The following is a 14,198-nucleotide window of genomic DNA, read 5'->3' on the forward strand; positions in this document are numbered from 1 at the left end:
GTGATGCCGCCTTCCATGATCGTCTTCGTGCTCGAAAGAATCAGGTCCGGCATGTCCATCAGCGCGGCGTTGTGGTAGGTCCAGATATCGCCATCCAGCCACTTGATGACCGCCGTCTTGTCGCTGGCACCATGCATGCGTGTGCCGCGTGCCGCCCCCAGCCAGGGGAACCACACGCCAAGGTTTTTCCACTGCCCGGAGGGCGTGCCCTTGATCGTTCCCAGCATGGAGCCGCGCCGCTTGTCAGCACCGGCAAAGACATCGCTGGTCACGTCGAAGGTTTCAAACCCCTCTTCGGCAGTCAGCCCCTTGGCAAAGTACATGGTGCCACCGTTCCATGTGAGGATGGCGGGGCCGGATTTGATGGTGGTGCGGTCGAATGACATAAGGTGCGGTGGTGGAGTGGATGTTTAGGATTTGGAAAGGTGGCCTTCAGCTTTGCGGCGTTTCTGCTCGCTGCGCAGGGCCGTCAGCTTGCGCGCCAGCTGCCCGCGCAGCTCGGTGATGAAGTCGATCTGGTCATTCACATCCAGTGTGACCTGGTGCAGCTCCACGCAGTTGATGCATTCGTGATAGGCGGTGTTTGCTGGCTTGGTCATGGCGGTTCAGAGTTGCTTGGCGCTGATGTCGCTGCCACGCAGGCCCGTCTTGAAGGCAGCAGCGCGCAGGGTGCTGCCTGTGAGTCCGGTGACATCCACGGGCGCGGTGTAGAGCTGTCCGCTGAGACCTCCACTGGTGGGTGTGCTTCCATCCAGTGTGTAGTAGATCGCGGCTCCAGAAGTGCCGCAGGTGATGGTGGCATCAGAGCCGCCGATGGTGATCAGAGGCCGCTGCACAAAGTCACGCGGTGTGATGCCTGCATCACGGCGGAAACGCACGTCATAGGACACCTTGCCTTCCAGGTTCACTTCCTTGAGCGCATTGCGGCTGTCAGCCGTCAGCACGCCGTAGCCGGGATTCCAATGATGCAATGCGGAGAGCACATTGAGCGCACCCTGTTCAGCGGTGATCTGCGTACCATCGTCACCCATGTTCACCAGCGGGTTTTCGATCACACGCACCGTCTGCACTAGTTCAAGCTGCGGGCCGGGCACGTTCGGTGCTGGCACTTCGCCCTCGCTCATCATGATGATGACAGCCAGCCCGCCCTTGAAAGTCTCGCCCGTCTCCACCTGAACCAGGCCAGCCAGGGCGTTGTCGATGTTGGACTGGATCAGCGTCGCGTCCTCAGCATCGCGTGGCCTTGAAACAATCACCTGCACTCCGGCAAACAATTCATCGGCACGCAGCATGGCGGCGATGTCGAGCTGGAGTTGTTGCAGGGCGTCTGGCATCCACCATGCAACCACGTTGCAGGCATCTCAGCACCTGACCAGGACGACCAGATGTCAGCCATTCATTGAGCTAAGTCAGCCTCGCCAGCTCAGCCTCGACATACCTTTGCGCCGCCTTCTCCACCACGGCCAGAAACGCCGCATCATCCGGCAGCAGGCCACGATCCTGTGGCAGTGTCACGCTCTTCTTGAGCAGGAATAGGAATTCGATTTTGCTCTTGTCGATGCGCCGCGCCAGAAACGCCGCGCCGCGCTTGGACTTGAACACAAAGAGATCACTGAACTCACCCGCCCGCTTGCCATAGGCCGCTGCGCTCCATGGGATCGTGAGCATCTTGGCTTGGGTGGCAGTCACCGTCACCGGCCCAAAGGCCCGCTTGAAGATCTCGCCCTGCAGTGTCAGACGCACCCGCCCAGGGGAGCCCTGGCCGCGCACGCTTTCGGTGCCCGTCGCCAGCTTTTCCAGGTAGCCTGTCACGGGCGCACCCAGCCGCGCTGCTGTCTTGTGCCGTGTGGTTGCTGCACGCGCGATGTGCTCCCGCGTGAGGATTTCAAAATCATCCGCCAGCTCGTCAAAGAAGCGCGCCTGGCTGGTGAAGTCAAAGCTGTCCAGCAGCGTGGCGATGTTGCTGTCACCACCGTATTCAAGCTGGATGCTGATCGCACTCATAAGAGCCCGGCTGCACGGCGGCGTTCACGGTCGGCAAAGTTCGCCTTGAGGCGCAGCAGCATGGCAATCTTCGCATTGTCTGCGGCGCTGCGTTCAGGCTTGGCAGCCAGCTTGGGCAGGGCGTTGCTGGCGGGCTCTGTGAGAGACACGGCGGCAGGCGCAGCCACCACACCCGGCTCATGCGTCTGCCATTCATCCAGCGGCACTTCACGCCAGCCCATGCCGCTGTTGAACGCAAAGGGCGCATGGTCCGTGTTCAGCGCATCAGCAAACAGCGCGGAGGAACCCAGTGCTGCCCAGATGGGCGAGCCTTTGAGCGCCAGCATGTGGCCCTCGGTGAAGGCTTTACGCGACACCGCTTCCCAGTTCACATTATCAGCCGCCGTCTCCCAGCGCTTGTGCCATTCACGCTGATGCTGGCTGGTGAATTTCATCAGCCTTACAAGCTCCCAGGCCGGATAGCGGTCGGCACGCATGCTGCCGCGCAGCTTCATGCCAAGCCCGCGTGCCAGTTGTACCTGAGTGTCCATGATCAGGTTGAGACGCTTCCCGCTGCTCAGATCTCGCAGAGATCCTGCAGCAGCCGGTGGAATGCCCAGCTCAGCATCACCGGGAAAACCCTGCTCAGGGTTGTAGCCCAGCTTCACCAGCATGCGCCTGGCTTCGATGCGGAGCTGCGCCAGATCATTGTTGATGCCCTCGCCTTTCACAGCGCGGTCGACCAGCTTCTTGAGTTCCTGCAGGTATTGCAGATTGGCCGTGCGTGCGGAGAAAAACACCCGCTCTTTGAGCCGCTGTGTCATCTCTTGTATCTCAGCACTGCTCATCGCCGTTGGCAGCAGGCTGCGTTCACGCGCCAGGCGCATGGCCTGCGTGATGGCGTCAGAGATGGCGAGTTTGACTGACACGGGGGTAGGTCACAGCAGGCCGCTGGTGTTCTCGATCGAGAATTGATTCGGGCGCGCTGGCTTCGCCACTTCGATGTATCCGCCTGTAGCCTGCTGATCCAAAGGCGCAGCCGTGACAGGTGGCACCACTTGGATCTTGCCCGCTGACAGGCGGTCCAGTTCATCAAAGGCTTTCTCCCAGGCCTTCACGCGCAGATCATCCAGCAGGCTGCGCATGGAGGGCAGCTTGGTGATGAACTCATACACCCAAAGCGCAAAGAATGCGCTCTCCAGCTCATTCGGGATCGTGCCATCTTCACCGCGCTTGACATCCACTGGCACGCGGCCACGCACCCGCGTCACCTGCGTGTCGATGACCTTCTGTGCCAGCGCCTCCGCATCCTGTCCTTGCGTCTTGGCCGCACTGGAAAGTGAAGGCCATTCCTTGGGGATGCGGTCCTTGCATTCCTGCAGTGTGGGTGTGATCCAGGCCATGAGATGAAGAGGGTGCGCCGATGAGTGTGAAATTAACCGCCCTGGGCTGCATCGGCCTGGGCCGGTTCAGCTGGCTTGAGCAGCTCGCGCACTTCCTTGATGTTGGCGCATGCACCCACCTGCTTGAGCAGCTCACGGGCGGCTTTCAATTCAGCATCCAGCTCAGCACGCTGGCGCGTCAGGTCAGCGATGATCGTATCCTGCTCAGCACGTTCACGTGTCAGCTTGACGACGATCTCCTGATCAGCCCTGGCAGAGTCCTGCGCTTCCCTGAGCCAGTTCTCCACTTCAGCGGTGCGGTCCGTCGACGTTTGCAGATCCACGCGAAGTTTCTCGATCACTTCACGCATGCCGCTGTCCGTTGGAAGCATCGCCAGGCCTTCCATGCCAGGCGGCTCCTCCAGGATCTCAATCTCAAGCTCAGGGAACTGCTCACGCACTTCCGCGAGGATCCTGTCTAGCTCCGTACGCGAAGCCCTGAACTTGCCTGCATGCACCAGCACGATGCCCGCTGCTGCTTTGATACGCTTCAGCGCTTCAGTCTCAGGCGGGTTCTTGGCATCCTGCTCCACCTGGGAAAGGATCGCGGCGGCGATGAGCTGATCACCCAGCCCTGCAGCAGCCTTGGCACGCCAAAGTTCAGGATGGTTTGACTTGATGGTATTGAGGGTCTCTTGGGGCAGGTTCATGATCGTGGGATGGTGGTGTGTGGGTGGCGTTGGATGGCTCACAACTGCGCACCGCCTTGGCAGCGATGCGCAGCGGGTGAATCATCAGCCCGAAGGCTGCTTAAACTCAGGTCCAGGTGATGACACGCTTGCGGATGCCAACGGTGCTGGTGATGACATTGCGGGCGTAGCAGTCGACGATGATCTTGACGCGGTGCGTGCCGACCTCGATCCACACGCGCATGGCACCGCCTGTGGCGATGTGCTGGAAGCGCTTCACGTTGCTGCTGTCCATCGGCATCAGGCCGCTGCGTGCACTGTAGGCATAGGCCGTGGTGCCAAGCAGCGCCGCTGCTGCCGTGGCACTGCTGCGGTAGCGGGCGCGCAGAGGGATGACGTCATCCACCTGCAGGTAGTTGCGCAGCTGCTCAGGAGTCCAGCCGCCGCGCTCAAGGCCGTTGGTGCGTGTGGGCGTTTCATAGGCGTCCTGGCGGTAGTTCCAGACACCCTGGCCCAGTGTGACCACGTTGGCGTCTTCGCCGCGTGCATCGCCGCAGTTCTTGACCATCTCACGCAGGTTGCCATCAGGGTTGGCAGCGGCATCGCCCCAGTTCTTGCTGGTGTCAGCCGTGGCTGCTGCATCCAGCTTGGTCAGACCGTCTGCAATGAGGCTGCGCAGGATCAGGTTGCGGCGGCTCTGCACCACGGCCTGCTGCATCTCAGGGACGAGGCCGCCCTGGTCGATGTCGAGATACGTGATGATGCCGAGGTTGTCGACGGCACCATCCACCGTGCTGCCGGTGATCTTGGTTTCAGAAAACTCACCATGCACAGGGCGTGCGAGCTGCTGCACCGTGCGCTTCTGAAGTTCTTCCGCCTCGGTTTCCGCGAGGTAGGAGAAACGCAGTCCGCCCACAGGGGCCATCGGGAACATGCGATCAAGCAGCTCCTGCAGGTTTTCGCGATCGCGAATGCCGGTGGAGAACTGCGTAAGCGGTTGGGACAGCGCCATCGTGCCCGCAGCCAGGTTGCCATCATTGGCGGCTTCGATCACGTTGCCAGAACGCCAGGCGGCGCTCAGCTCGCTTTCATTGGCGGCATAGATCGCACCAGGCCGGGCATGATTGAAGCCAGGATCAGACTGCAGGGATCCCGGGGTGATGATCAGCGAGTCAAGCCCGCGATCATTGGCAGCCATCGGGCCGCTGGAGAAGCAGCGCTGCAGCAGCATGGAGGCCAGCGCGTGAATAGAGAAGTTCAGTTTCATGAGATTTGAATCAAGGGTGTGTTTGAATTGGGCTAAGCCGTGAATGAGTCGGAGGGATGAAGTGAAGAAGGATTAGGAGAAGGCAGGAGGAGCAGCGGTGCCGGAGAGTCCGACAATGATCCAGCCCACCGTGTCATCGACGTATTCGAGTTCTGCGATGTCGAGTGCATCGGCGAAGACGATGGCGGTGAAGCCAGACTTCGTGGTTGGTGTCAGTGTGCCGTCGCCACCATCCACAGCCAGCTCGATGCTCAGCCGCTGGCCTGGCAGGCCGTTGGCAAGCGTCAAGGCTTCAGCGCCTCCTGTGGTTTTGCTCACGCGGCGTTTCGTCACCGGGATGGCCAGCGTAGCACCCGCAACGGTGTTGACGCCATTAGGCTCCACACGCGGGAAGCAGCTTTCCACTTCCACCACATCACCATCCGCGCCAGCGGCAGTGAGGATGCGCCCTACCAGCACCACACCCGTGAGGGCGATCTTGCCAGATGCGGCCGCATAGACCTTGACGCCGATCGTTGCCATCGCTTCAGAGGCCACCATCTTCACGGTTTTCTCTTTGCCCAGCAGGATCACTTTTTGCGTGAGGCCGGTGCTGGATTCGATGTTGTCGATCGTTCCCAGGGGCAGGTTGGTGGCACCACTCAGCGCCACAGTAGTTCCAGCCGTGGCACCGTCTTTCCACAGCAAGTGACGCGCTGAGACAGCGGCATCATTCGTGCGGTTCAGAGACTCGCAGTGGATGTCAACCGCAGCGTCGTAGGTATTCGCCGCGATGTAGTTTGAGGAACCGCCAAAGAGGTTTTGGCAGGAGATGGCCAGCGCGCCGCAAAGAGCTGCGAGCACGCCGGTGATATGATGTCGCTTGGAGCGATTGTGTTTCATGGTGGGTGTGTGTGTTTGCGTTTTCGTTTTCAGCCGACGTGCGTCGGAGATTTGTTAGTGATTGAAGAGTTCAGGCCTGAGGGAGCGGGCGCGGTTCCAGGCGTATTCCTGATCCCCTGGCCGGGCTGGCCCGCCTTTGGTGATTTCAGCAAGGCAGTCATTCACCACCTCATCACGCATGCGGTTGCGGTTCGTGCGCTCGTTGGCAGCCATGATCAGCTTTCCGGCGTCCTTGAGGTTGTCAGTCACACCGCCGTTGAGTCCGAGCTTCGGCTTCGTCTTCCCCAGCTCAGCCAGGCGCGCATCCACATCGGCCTCGTTGGCGGCTTCGATCAGCTCTGTGCGCAAAGCGCCGGCATTGGCGTTCGTGACGTGGCCTTTGGCGATCAAGAGTTCCACGGCGGACTGCACCCGGGCGGTGCGTGCGGCGGTGAATCGCGCCTCAGCCGTTGCGGCTTTCTCATTGGCGGCGGTGATGTCAGACTCATGCTGCGCTTCATTTGCTGCCGTGGCTGCAACCTGGCTGCACAGGCTTTGCAGCAGCTCGTCATGGCTGGCTTCATTGGCTGCGGTTGGAACGGCAGCACGCATGCTGGCGATCTGCGCCTGCATCTCCAATTTGCGAACGCGACTCCACTTCACATCCTGCACAAAGGCATTGATGGCGGAGAGCATGGTCACCTCATCATCATCCGCCTTGATGAAACCTTCAGCGATGAAGGGAGCGAGCAGCTTCGCGGTGTCGATCGCACCAGCAGCAGGCGCTTCATTGCTCGCCATAAGAGGAGGCACGTTGATGTTGGGATTGTTCGTGAGTCCGCCGCTGTGCAGGGAGTTGGGGCGAAACACGGGCATGCCGTTTTTCATTTCCTGCCTGCCTGTGGCATCCATGACCTTCTGCATGCGCCACTGCGGCGTGTGGTAAATGAGCTGCTGATCTTCCACCTCCTCTTTGCCGAGCCGGTTGTACTTCGGAATCAGCCGGATGGAATCTTCCTTGACCTCGACACTCTTCACAAAGCCACGGGCTTTCTTGTCGGGATACTTCGCGGCTTCCGTGGCGTTCGGGTGGTAGGGATGCCCGACAAAAATAGGACGGCCCATGAAGGCGCTCTTGAGCGTGCCCATGATGCCGCCCATGTCCGCCGCCATTTGATTGCCCGCCTCAGCGTCGATGCGCTGCAGGCCGCGCACCATGCGTCCATCCACGGAGACCATCACCGGGTATTCACCGAATGGCACAACCATCACGCCTTCAGTGTCGACACCGTAGGCCTGCTCGTTGGCAGCCATGAACATTGAATCTTCCGCCGCATCATTGGCGGCGATGCACGCGCCCGGGCTTGATAGCATCAAAATGCGGGAGCGGAAGAATTGAATGATGGAGGGGCGTTTCATGCGTGGATTCGTGGTTGTGTTGGGGTTCAGGATTCGCCAGCCAGGGCGCGCAGCAATTCCGTGGCGACGATGACCTCCAAGGCCTGCGTGCTCGCGTCCTGGTCGATCATCTTGACTTCGAGATCTTCCGCATTGGCAGCCAGCGCATGCAGCGCATTGCGCGTGGCATCGGCTCCCTGGGCGGCATTGAGCGGCAGCAGCGCGTCAATCAAAGGCCTGGCATCGCGCAGGGTCGCGGCGGCAAAGGTATCACGCTCGCTGTTCTCCAGACGCTGCAGTGTGGCAGCAGCTTCATTGGCAGCAGTGGCCAGAGGACTGGCTGGCGCTGCAGGCGGCGTGGCTGGTGTGGCAGGTGGCGTGACCACCTGGCTCTCGTCATGCGTGCGGTTGAAGCGCTCCGCCACATCTTCCACGCTGAGCTTGACGCCCAGGCTGGTGACGTGGTCATCGACTTCCATCTCCATTTTCACGTCCTGATTCTGCGGCGGGATGAGCTTGAAGAAGGCCAGCGGTTTGACGCCTGCGCCGAATTGATCCGCGATGATCCGCTTGTCGAGCTGCCGGTTGAAGGTGCCCGTCACGAAGCGGCATCCAGCCGCCGTCATGAGGTCACCGTCATCACCCTGCAGGCTGGCACCCGCGCCATTTTCACGGCTCATGGTTTTAAGGTCGCTGCCCAGGGCAATGGTCACCATCGCCCGCTTCATGGACTCAATGATCCAGCCGAACACCTGCTCCCCGTTGGAGGCCTTGTTGTCCAGGATGTTGAACTTGTCCCCCAGCGTGGTGGCGATGGTCAGATCATTCGCAAAGGACTTGAGCGCATCCACAAACCGATCCCATTCCTTGCTGCCGGGCTGCGCCTGGGTCTCGCCATGCACGGCGGAAATGCCAAAGCGCTGGCAGAAGTTGAGCGCGTCCTGCAGTGGCAGGCGCTTGAAGATGTAGCAAATGCTCAGCGCCTTCATCAGGCAGCGATCGCTGGCAGCGATGAGCCAGTTCTCCGGGTCAGTGATTGCCTGCCCAGGCGTCGTGCCTTCCACACCGGCCCACTGCAGCTTGCCCGTCGTATTGTCAAAGAGCGCGAGATTGCAGTAGCGGATGATGGCCGTCAGACCTTCAGCCGATGGCTGCCAGATGATGCGCTGCGCACTGTAGCGGTAGAAGCGCGCCTGGATCGTGCGGCGGATCACCATCTCAATGTCACTCTCAAAATTCCGGTCCAGCGCATCTTCATAGCCGAGGTTGGAATAGAAGTGCTTCAGCGCGGCCTGATGGCGCTTCGCTTCCTCCTGCAGTTCGTCTGGCACCTCTTCACCGATCAGCACGTCCCATGGCTGCGATGACACCTGGTCGATGTATTTGGGAACGCAGACCGAAAGCGTCTCATCACGCTCAATCATCTCATCCCAGGCCAGCGCCGAGGTTTTGAGCATCCCCCGGTCAAAGCCGTCCAGCAGTGTGGCCAGGCCGCGTGCCGTGACTCCGGGCAGGACATTGACCCGCTGCTGCTTCCAGCGGAGGGCGAGGTTTTCAGTGATGGTGGAGTCAGGGGTCAAGCGGACTCATCTTCTCACCGCACCCCATCTCCGCACCTGACCAGGACGACCAGATGTCAGCCTCAAATCTGCCCTTTGCGCCCCTTTTCGGCTCCCGGGGGACGAACCGCCCCCAACCCTGCCATCTGCCACCCCGGCCCAAACCCGCCTTCAGGATCGCCGCCAGAATGCCCCTGCAACCCGCCTGCAAGGTTTTTGAGGCGTTTCAGCCCCCTGAATGGTGTCAGAGTAGCGGAATCGGGGTTTTAGAGCCCAAAACCGGCCCTCCTCAAATTCCGATCAAACCCCGCAGAAAATCCAGCCCCCGGTCCAGCGCCCCACCGCCCCCGCTCTCTTCACGCGGGCTGGACTCAAAGCCAAAAGGCCCGCTGACATTCTCCTCACTTGCACTCTGCATGTGTGCCAGAGCCGTACAACGATCACTGTGCCCTTCATCAGTGCGCGGAGCCTTGTAGCTGAACTGGCTCTTGTTGATCACGATATTCATCGAGTGCAGATCCTCACGCAGCTCGGTACTGATAGGAACGAGGATGCGCCTCTTTTCAAAAGCAGCCCGTAAACGCGGATACATCACGCGTTTGACCGGTGCCGTGGTAGTCACAAGTTTGATCTTCCCAAATTTCCCCTCCGAAGGTTTATACTCACCGAAAGCCTGCACGGCCAGATCGCCAAAGCCAATACCCGGCCCTGTATAGTCGATCTCCACAATGGAGCACAGCTCCATGTAAGGATGAAGGATCTCCATTTGCACAGGCGTGCTGGTGTTCTTCAAGCTCGTGATATTGCGCACGATGTTCATACCCAGCCCGTTCAAGGCTGTGATCATCACCGTGGGATCATTCACACGTCCAAAGTCGATGCCTGCCACTTTGCGCAGCGGGCTCAGAGCCAGCATTTCAGGCGTGTCATACTCGCTGGCCTCAATACTTTCGCATGCCTGAATCATCTCATACGGCAGCAGCACACTGGAAGCATCCAGCCACACGCAGAGCATTTCCTGCATCCAGCCTTCCAGGTCATCACCGTAGAGCTTGCGCAGGCGGTGGGGATTCTGCTTGATCCCCATCAGCACGGCCTGCCAGATGTTAATGACACGCGATGACCAGGCTAACCCCTCGGCCCGCTCTTCCGGCGTCGAAGGATTATGCACGTAGCCAAAGCTTGGGGCATTCTTACCAGCGGGAGTTGTGATGTAGCGGAGCTGCTTCTTGCCGCTCATCTCATTGGCCACGATGCCGATGACCGCCCGCATGAAGTCGCTGGCATTCTCGATCCAGTCGCCTTCGTCAATATAGAGACTTGAAGTGCCACCACGCAGCGTTCGTGGTAGTCCTGGACACCCTCGAATTTGTCGCCGGTTGCTGAGCTTGACCATCTTGGAGGTGATCAAAGCCTGCGATCCGCCCCCATCACGCTCGATCTCTTCATCTTCGATTGCCAGCCCATAGGCCTGCACCCAGTCCTTGGCTTTATCGAGTGTCAGAAGACTCTGCCGCTCAGAGGGTGATACAATCGTCCAGTCGCTTTGCCCGCTGTACGCGCTCGTTGCGGTCACACCTCCAGCCACAAACCCCTTGCCCGTCTGTCGTGAAGCCACGTCACAGACGTTCGGGTTCATGTCGTGCGCGCTGACGAACTGATTCTGCGTGTACATCGACCTCGGGTCGTCGATGGGATACGGATTCTTCCAGCCGTTGAAGTTTTGCCCCGGCTTCCACCCCTGCGCAATCGCACGTTCGTACGTCTTCTCCAGCTCCACCACCTCCATGGCCAGCAGAGGGTTGACCTCAGACAGCGCTGCGATGATTTCCTTTTGCAGCTTGCGCCAGACTTCATCCGCCTCACGCATCGCACGCGACGCCTGGCTGATCGTCGGCTCAGGGTTGCCCCGCAGCCGCTCCATCGCATCACGTTGCGCTGTGGTTTGTTTGGCCATGATCGTCAGACTCCGAATCGCGCACGCATCCGTGCTGCACGTTCTTCTTCGGTGAGAGTGTTATTGCCCAGATCTTCCTTGGTCTCGTTTTCGCGGGCTTCCAGCGCTTCAATCCTCCGCTTCTGCAGGTCGATCAGTTCTTGTGCCTGGCTGAGCTTTCGCTCCGCCTGCTCCAGCTTGACGGCATCCTGCTTGAGCTTGGCCATCTGCAGTTCCTGATCGCGCATGCGCAGCACGTCCTTGGTGCTGGTCTCAGGACTGGCGGCATCCTGAAAGATGCGCATCGCCACCAGCTTGCGCGTGGTCTCATCCAGCTCGGCACCGTGGCTGCTCAGGAATTCCTTTTCCTCACGCTTGGCACGCTCCAGAGCCCAGTGGCCGCGATGGCTGCCCTTGAACCGGCTCAGCGCCCCCAGGGAGGAACTGATGCCCCACTTCTCAAGCTGCTTCAGAAGCTCGTCATAGTGCATGCGCTGATCAAACATCAGCGCGCAGAATTCATCGTACACCTCCGCCTTGTTCAGACGTTCAGCCAATGATTCATTGATGACGGCGGCGGTGCTCATGGAGTTCAGAGGCGTTGCTGCGCTGCATAGGCCGCGCCGCGTTCATCCAGCAGGTAGAAGGGATCGGCATCGTCCATCTCATTGGGCGTTTGCAGGATGTAGCTCTTTTGCATCAGTGTCTCGATCGCATCGTCCACCAGCCCCTTCATGGGCCGGGGACGTACGCGGGCGTCGATCTGGGCGCGCACCACGCTCAGCAGTAGCGGATGGCCTTCAGCTTCTCGCAGGATGCGGATGATTTCAGTCGTGAGTTTCATGGGGTGATGAGGGGAAAATTGGGGCGTTACTTCTTGGCCGATGAAAGCCGGATGGCGTCGTCAATGCGCTGATGGATGCGCTGCGTCTCTTCCTGACGCAGGCGCTCGTGATTGGAGAGCCTGTCATTGATCTGCTTCAGCACGTCGGTGTGAGACCTGCAGGACTCAGCCACAGGGTTTAGGCGGTTGTGCAGATCCTTCACTTCCCCCATAAGCCTGCGCTCCGTCGCACCAATGGCATTAATGATTTTTTCCTGCCGCCCATCTCCAGCATCCATGATGCGCTTCACTTCAAGGTTCACCTTCTCCACCTCTTCTCTGTGCGCATAGCATGCCGTATGCTTGATCTCCAATGGCTGCGCGATGCTCACCGGGTCTGACTTCGTGCCACTGGCCCGCATGCCGCGCTTGTGCGCAAAGTAAAGCCCCGCTAAAAACGTGAGCATGATGACAAAGTTCTTCACGTAGTCCGCAGGGACATTGTCAACGCCAGCCAGAGCAATGGTGATCATGGATTGAGAAAAAGAGGAATCAGAGCCAGCGCCATTTGGCGTCGATGACGAAGGGGGCGTCTTTGTTGATGATGACCTGACAGGCGGGATTGAGATCAATGCGGCCACGTTCACTGATGCGATCCCCGACCTTGGCGGTGAAGCGCACGCCATTGGCGATGACTTCGACTTCGCGCAGCCAGGCTGCATGCCTGCTGCCCCAGCGGGAGACCATGAAGTCATGATGCACCGCGATATAAGCCGTGTTGATTTGAGACGTGATGACGCCGGACTCTCCCACGCCATTGTCACCCACCTTGAAGCATTGCAGGTCTGTCTTTCCTGGCTGGGCCTTGCATCTCTTGAAGGCGCGGATGTCTGCAGGATCAGCGAAGCTGCTGGCCTTGCAGATGATCCAAGCCCTGCCGTCTTCATCGCTCAGCGCATTCAAGGCACCCTGGGACTTCGGCCCCCAGTCTCCATCCACCACCACGCCAAGCCCCGCCTGAATGCGTTTCTTGACGGCTGCGCTGGCCTTGAGCAATGCGGCCTGATCGGTCGGACTCCACGTGCCATCGGCTGGCAGCTTGAGCAGCGTTTGAATGTCAGCGATGGAGATCATCGGGAGTAGCGTGCGGTGACTTGTTCATAGGCTCTCTGCTCCACAGCATCGCCGCGCCAGAAGTGCCATTGAGCACAGGAGGCCAGGTTCAGGCAGGCGATGCAGAGGAGGAGAGCTTTCATGAGATGGATGTATGGGCCTGCGGCAGGTCACGGGTGATCAACCCGGCTTAAGCGGACCCACCGCAGGCCCTTGGTATGTGGGGTGATTAATTGCGCACGTTGGCGGTGCTCAGCATGAACGCGACGCGCTCGCCATAGACCGGGATGCGCTCTGCCAGCTGCATGCAGCCCGGGCCGTCTTCGTAGTGTAGTCCCGGCTTGAGCTGTTTCTGGCGCGGCTTCACAGCGGCGGTTGGCAGCACCTTCACTGGCTGCTTCGCACTCGGGATCTGCGGTTCAAGGAAGGCGCTCTTGATGATGACGCCCGCCTCCTGAATCAGCAGCGCATCGCCCTGCTTGAGCACACCTTTGCTCACTGCCGTGCTCAAACCCAGCTCAGCCAGGCTGAACACTTTCAGGCTTGTGGGGTCTGCTGGATTCGTCACGATGGCCAGCCCGCGCTGAATCGCCACGTTGTCCCCCGGGGCGATCTTACCTTTCGCCGCCGCCACATTGAGACCAAGATCAGCGAGAGCCACAGTCACCTGACCTGCAGGCGATGCCATGAAGGCCGCGATGCCAGCGCATGAACTCAGCGAGAGCATGCAAAGGCACCCGGCCAGCAGCAGCGGCTTGGTGGGGACGTTCGTGCCCTTCAAGGTGGCAAGGATCGCATCCACGACACTGAGCCCGTTCTTGCGGGCGGTGAAGAAGCGGCAGACAAACGCAAGCAGCAGAAGACCCAGCACACCCCACCGCTCATAAGCCGGAGGCAGCGCGTTGGTGACAGCCTGCTGAATCGCAGGATCAATGTCCTGGGCAAAGACACAGGGCGTGGCGAACAGCAGAGCGAGGGCGAAGAGGCAGAGCAGTTTCATGAGGTGGCGTTGGGTGAGGGATGAAGGACCGCCGCCCCGCTCTCCGCAGGAGTTGGTGGTACACCGCCCGCCCAGCCAGGGGAGGCAGTGCACCACCGGTTCCCCCCGAGGAACAAGCACGGCTAAGCGCACCCCCATTCAGCCACACCCCACCCACTCCAGCACCTGACCAGGACGACCAGATGTC

At 60.1% G+C, this 14,198-nt stretch carries 17 protein-coding genes and 1 pseudogene; all 18 read right to left on the reverse strand.

From position 1 onward, the window contains the following. Positions 1-386: pseudogene (locus WAW39_RS00785) on the reverse strand (hypothetical protein); the annotation flags it as partial. 24 nt (positions 387-410) lie between these two features. Continuing rightward, the gene (locus tag WAW39_RS00790; protein ID WP_422314763.1) at positions 411-599 is read right to left on the reverse strand and encodes a hypothetical protein; all 189 of its coding nucleotides are present in this window, start codon (positions 597-599) and stop codon (positions 411-413) included. Positions 600-605: 6 nt separating this feature from the next. Beyond that, on the reverse strand, positions 606-1,334 hold the full coding sequence (locus tag WAW39_RS00795; protein WP_422314765.1) for an FN3 associated domain-containing protein: 729 nt from the start codon (positions 1,332-1,334) through the stop codon (positions 606-608). A 70-nt stretch (positions 1,335-1,404) separates the two neighbouring features. Further along, complete coding sequence (locus WAW39_RS00800; protein WP_422314767.1) at positions 1,405-2,004, reverse strand: hypothetical protein; 600 nt, start codon at positions 2,002-2,004, stop codon at positions 1,405-1,407. Further along, positions 2,001-2,912, reverse strand: a complete 912-nt coding sequence (locus WAW39_RS00805; RefSeq protein WP_422314769.1) for a hypothetical protein — start codon at positions 2,910-2,912, stop codon at positions 2,001-2,003. The genes WAW39_RS00800 and WAW39_RS00805 overlap by 4 nt, the downstream gene beginning before the upstream one ends. Positions 2,913-2,921: 9 nt before the next feature. Beyond that, complete coding sequence (locus tag WAW39_RS00810) at positions 2,922-3,386, reverse strand: hypothetical protein (RefSeq protein ID WP_422314771.1); 465 nt, start codon at positions 3,384-3,386, stop codon at positions 2,922-2,924. 32 nt (positions 3,387-3,418) lie between these two features. Continuing rightward, positions 3,419-4,075: a hypothetical protein gene (locus WAW39_RS00815; RefSeq protein WP_422314773.1), complete on the reverse strand. Its 657-nt coding sequence runs from the start codon at positions 4,073-4,075 to the stop codon at positions 3,419-3,421. Positions 4,076-4,181: 106 nt separating this feature from the next. Next, positions 4,182-5,321: a hypothetical protein gene (locus WAW39_RS00820; protein ID WP_422314775.1), complete on the reverse strand. Its 1,140-nt coding sequence runs from the start codon at positions 5,319-5,321 to the stop codon at positions 4,182-4,184. 72 nt (positions 5,322-5,393) lie between these two features. Further along, positions 5,394-6,203 carry a hypothetical protein gene (locus tag WAW39_RS00825; RefSeq protein WP_422314777.1) on the reverse strand — a complete coding sequence of 270 codons (810 nt, stop codon included), beginning with the start codon at positions 6,201-6,203 and terminating at the stop codon, positions 5,394-5,396. 54 nt (positions 6,204-6,257) lie between these two features. Further along, positions 6,258-7,601 carry a hypothetical protein gene (locus tag WAW39_RS00830; RefSeq protein WP_422314779.1) on the reverse strand — a complete coding sequence of 448 codons (1,344 nt, stop codon included), beginning with the start codon at positions 7,599-7,601 and terminating at the stop codon, positions 6,258-6,260. 26 nt (positions 7,602-7,627) lie between these two features. Continuing rightward, positions 7,628-9,160, reverse strand: a complete 1,533-nt coding sequence (locus WAW39_RS00835; RefSeq protein WP_422314781.1) for a phage portal protein family protein — start codon at positions 9,158-9,160, stop codon at positions 7,628-7,630. Positions 9,161-9,428: 268 nt separating this feature from the next. Next, positions 9,429-11,096, reverse strand: coding sequence for a hypothetical protein (locus WAW39_RS00840; RefSeq protein ID WP_422314783.1), 1,668 nt, complete (start codon positions 11,094-11,096; stop codon positions 9,429-9,431). A 5-nt stretch (positions 11,097-11,101) separates the two neighbouring features. Then, positions 11,102-11,662 (reverse strand): hypothetical protein, encoded by a 561-nt coding sequence (locus WAW39_RS00845; protein WP_422314785.1) that lies wholly within the window; start codon positions 11,660-11,662, stop codon positions 11,102-11,104. Positions 11,663-11,667: 5 nt separating this feature from the next. Then, positions 11,668-11,919, reverse strand: a complete 252-nt coding sequence (locus tag WAW39_RS00850; protein ID WP_422314786.1) for a hypothetical protein — start codon at positions 11,917-11,919, stop codon at positions 11,668-11,670. A gap of 26 nt (positions 11,920-11,945) precedes the next feature. After that, a complete protein-coding gene (locus WAW39_RS00855) occupies positions 11,946-12,431 on the reverse strand; it encodes a hypothetical protein (RefSeq protein ID WP_422314788.1) in 486 nt (161 codons plus the stop codon). A 19-nt stretch (positions 12,432-12,450) separates the two neighbouring features. After that, positions 12,451-13,032 carry a hypothetical protein gene (locus WAW39_RS00860; protein ID WP_422314790.1) on the reverse strand — a complete coding sequence of 194 codons (582 nt, stop codon included), beginning with the start codon at positions 13,030-13,032 and terminating at the stop codon, positions 12,451-12,453. Further along, positions 13,029-13,154 (reverse strand): hypothetical protein, encoded by a 126-nt coding sequence (locus WAW39_RS00865; protein WP_422314792.1) that lies wholly within the window; start codon positions 13,152-13,154, stop codon positions 13,029-13,031. Before WAW39_RS00865 ends, WAW39_RS00860 begins: the two co-directional genes overlap by 4 nt. Positions 13,155-13,240: 86 nt before the next feature. Continuing rightward, on the reverse strand, positions 13,241-14,011 hold the full coding sequence (locus tag WAW39_RS00870; protein ID WP_422314794.1) for a hypothetical protein: 771 nt from the start codon (positions 14,009-14,011) through the stop codon (positions 13,241-13,243). Positions 14,012-14,198: the final 187 nt, after the last annotated feature.

The organism is Prosthecobacter sp. (assembly GCF_049294395.1).
Lineage (GTDB): Bacteria > Verrucomicrobiota > Verrucomicrobiia > Verrucomicrobiales > Verrucomicrobiaceae > Prosthecobacter.

Excerpts from the sequence above, each read along its gene's own strand:
- WAW39_RS00795 (WP_422314765.1), bottom strand. The coding sequence starts at position 1,334 with ATGCCAGACGCCCTGCAACAACTCCAGCTCGACATCGCCGCCATGCTG.
- WAW39_RS00865 (WP_422314792.1), bottom strand. The coding sequence starts at position 13,154 with ATGAAAGCTCTCCTCCTCTGCATCGCCTGCCTGAACCTGGCCTCCTGT.
- WAW39_RS00860 (WP_422314790.1), bottom strand. The coding sequence starts at position 13,032 with ATGATCTCCATCGCTGACATTCAAACGCTGCTCAAGCTGCCAGCCGAT.
- WAW39_RS00855 (WP_422314788.1), bottom strand. The coding sequence starts at position 12,431 with ATGATCACCATTGCTCTGGCTGGCGTTGACAATGTCCCTGCGGACTAC.
- WAW39_RS00840 (WP_422314783.1), bottom strand. The coding sequence starts at position 11,096 with ATGGCCAAACAAACCACAGCGCAACGTGATGCGATGGAGCGGCTGCGG.
- WAW39_RS00850 (WP_422314786.1), bottom strand. The coding sequence starts at position 11,919 with ATGAAACTCACGACTGAAATCATCCGCATCCTGCGAGAAGCTGAAGGC.
- WAW39_RS00870 (WP_422314794.1), bottom strand. The coding sequence starts at position 14,011 with ATGAAACTGCTCTGCCTCTTCGCCCTCGCTCTGCTGTTCGCCACGCCC.
- WAW39_RS00815 (WP_422314773.1), bottom strand. The coding sequence starts at position 4,075 with ATGAACCTGCCCCAAGAGACCCTCAATACCATCAAGTCAAACCATCCT.
- WAW39_RS00820 (WP_422314775.1), bottom strand. The coding sequence starts at position 5,321 with ATGAAACTGAACTTCTCTATTCACGCGCTGGCCTCCATGCTGCTGCAG.
- WAW39_RS00845 (WP_422314785.1), bottom strand. The coding sequence starts at position 11,662 with ATGAGCACCGCCGCCGTCATCAATGAATCATTGGCTGAACGTCTGAAC.
- WAW39_RS00825 (WP_422314777.1), bottom strand. The coding sequence starts at position 6,203 with ATGAAACACAATCGCTCCAAGCGACATCATATCACCGGCGTGCTCGCA.
- WAW39_RS00800 (WP_422314767.1), bottom strand. The coding sequence starts at position 2,004 with ATGAGTGCGATCAGCATCCAGCTTGAATACGGTGGTGACAGCAACATC.
- WAW39_RS00810 (WP_422314771.1), bottom strand. The coding sequence starts at position 3,386 with ATGGCCTGGATCACACCCACACTGCAGGAATGCAAGGACCGCATCCCC.
- WAW39_RS00830 (WP_422314779.1), bottom strand. The coding sequence starts at position 7,601 with ATGAAACGCCCCTCCATCATTCAATTCTTCCGCTCCCGCATTTTGATG.
- WAW39_RS00790 (WP_422314763.1), bottom strand. The coding sequence starts at position 599 with ATGACCAAGCCAGCAAACACCGCCTATCACGAATGCATCAACTGCGTG.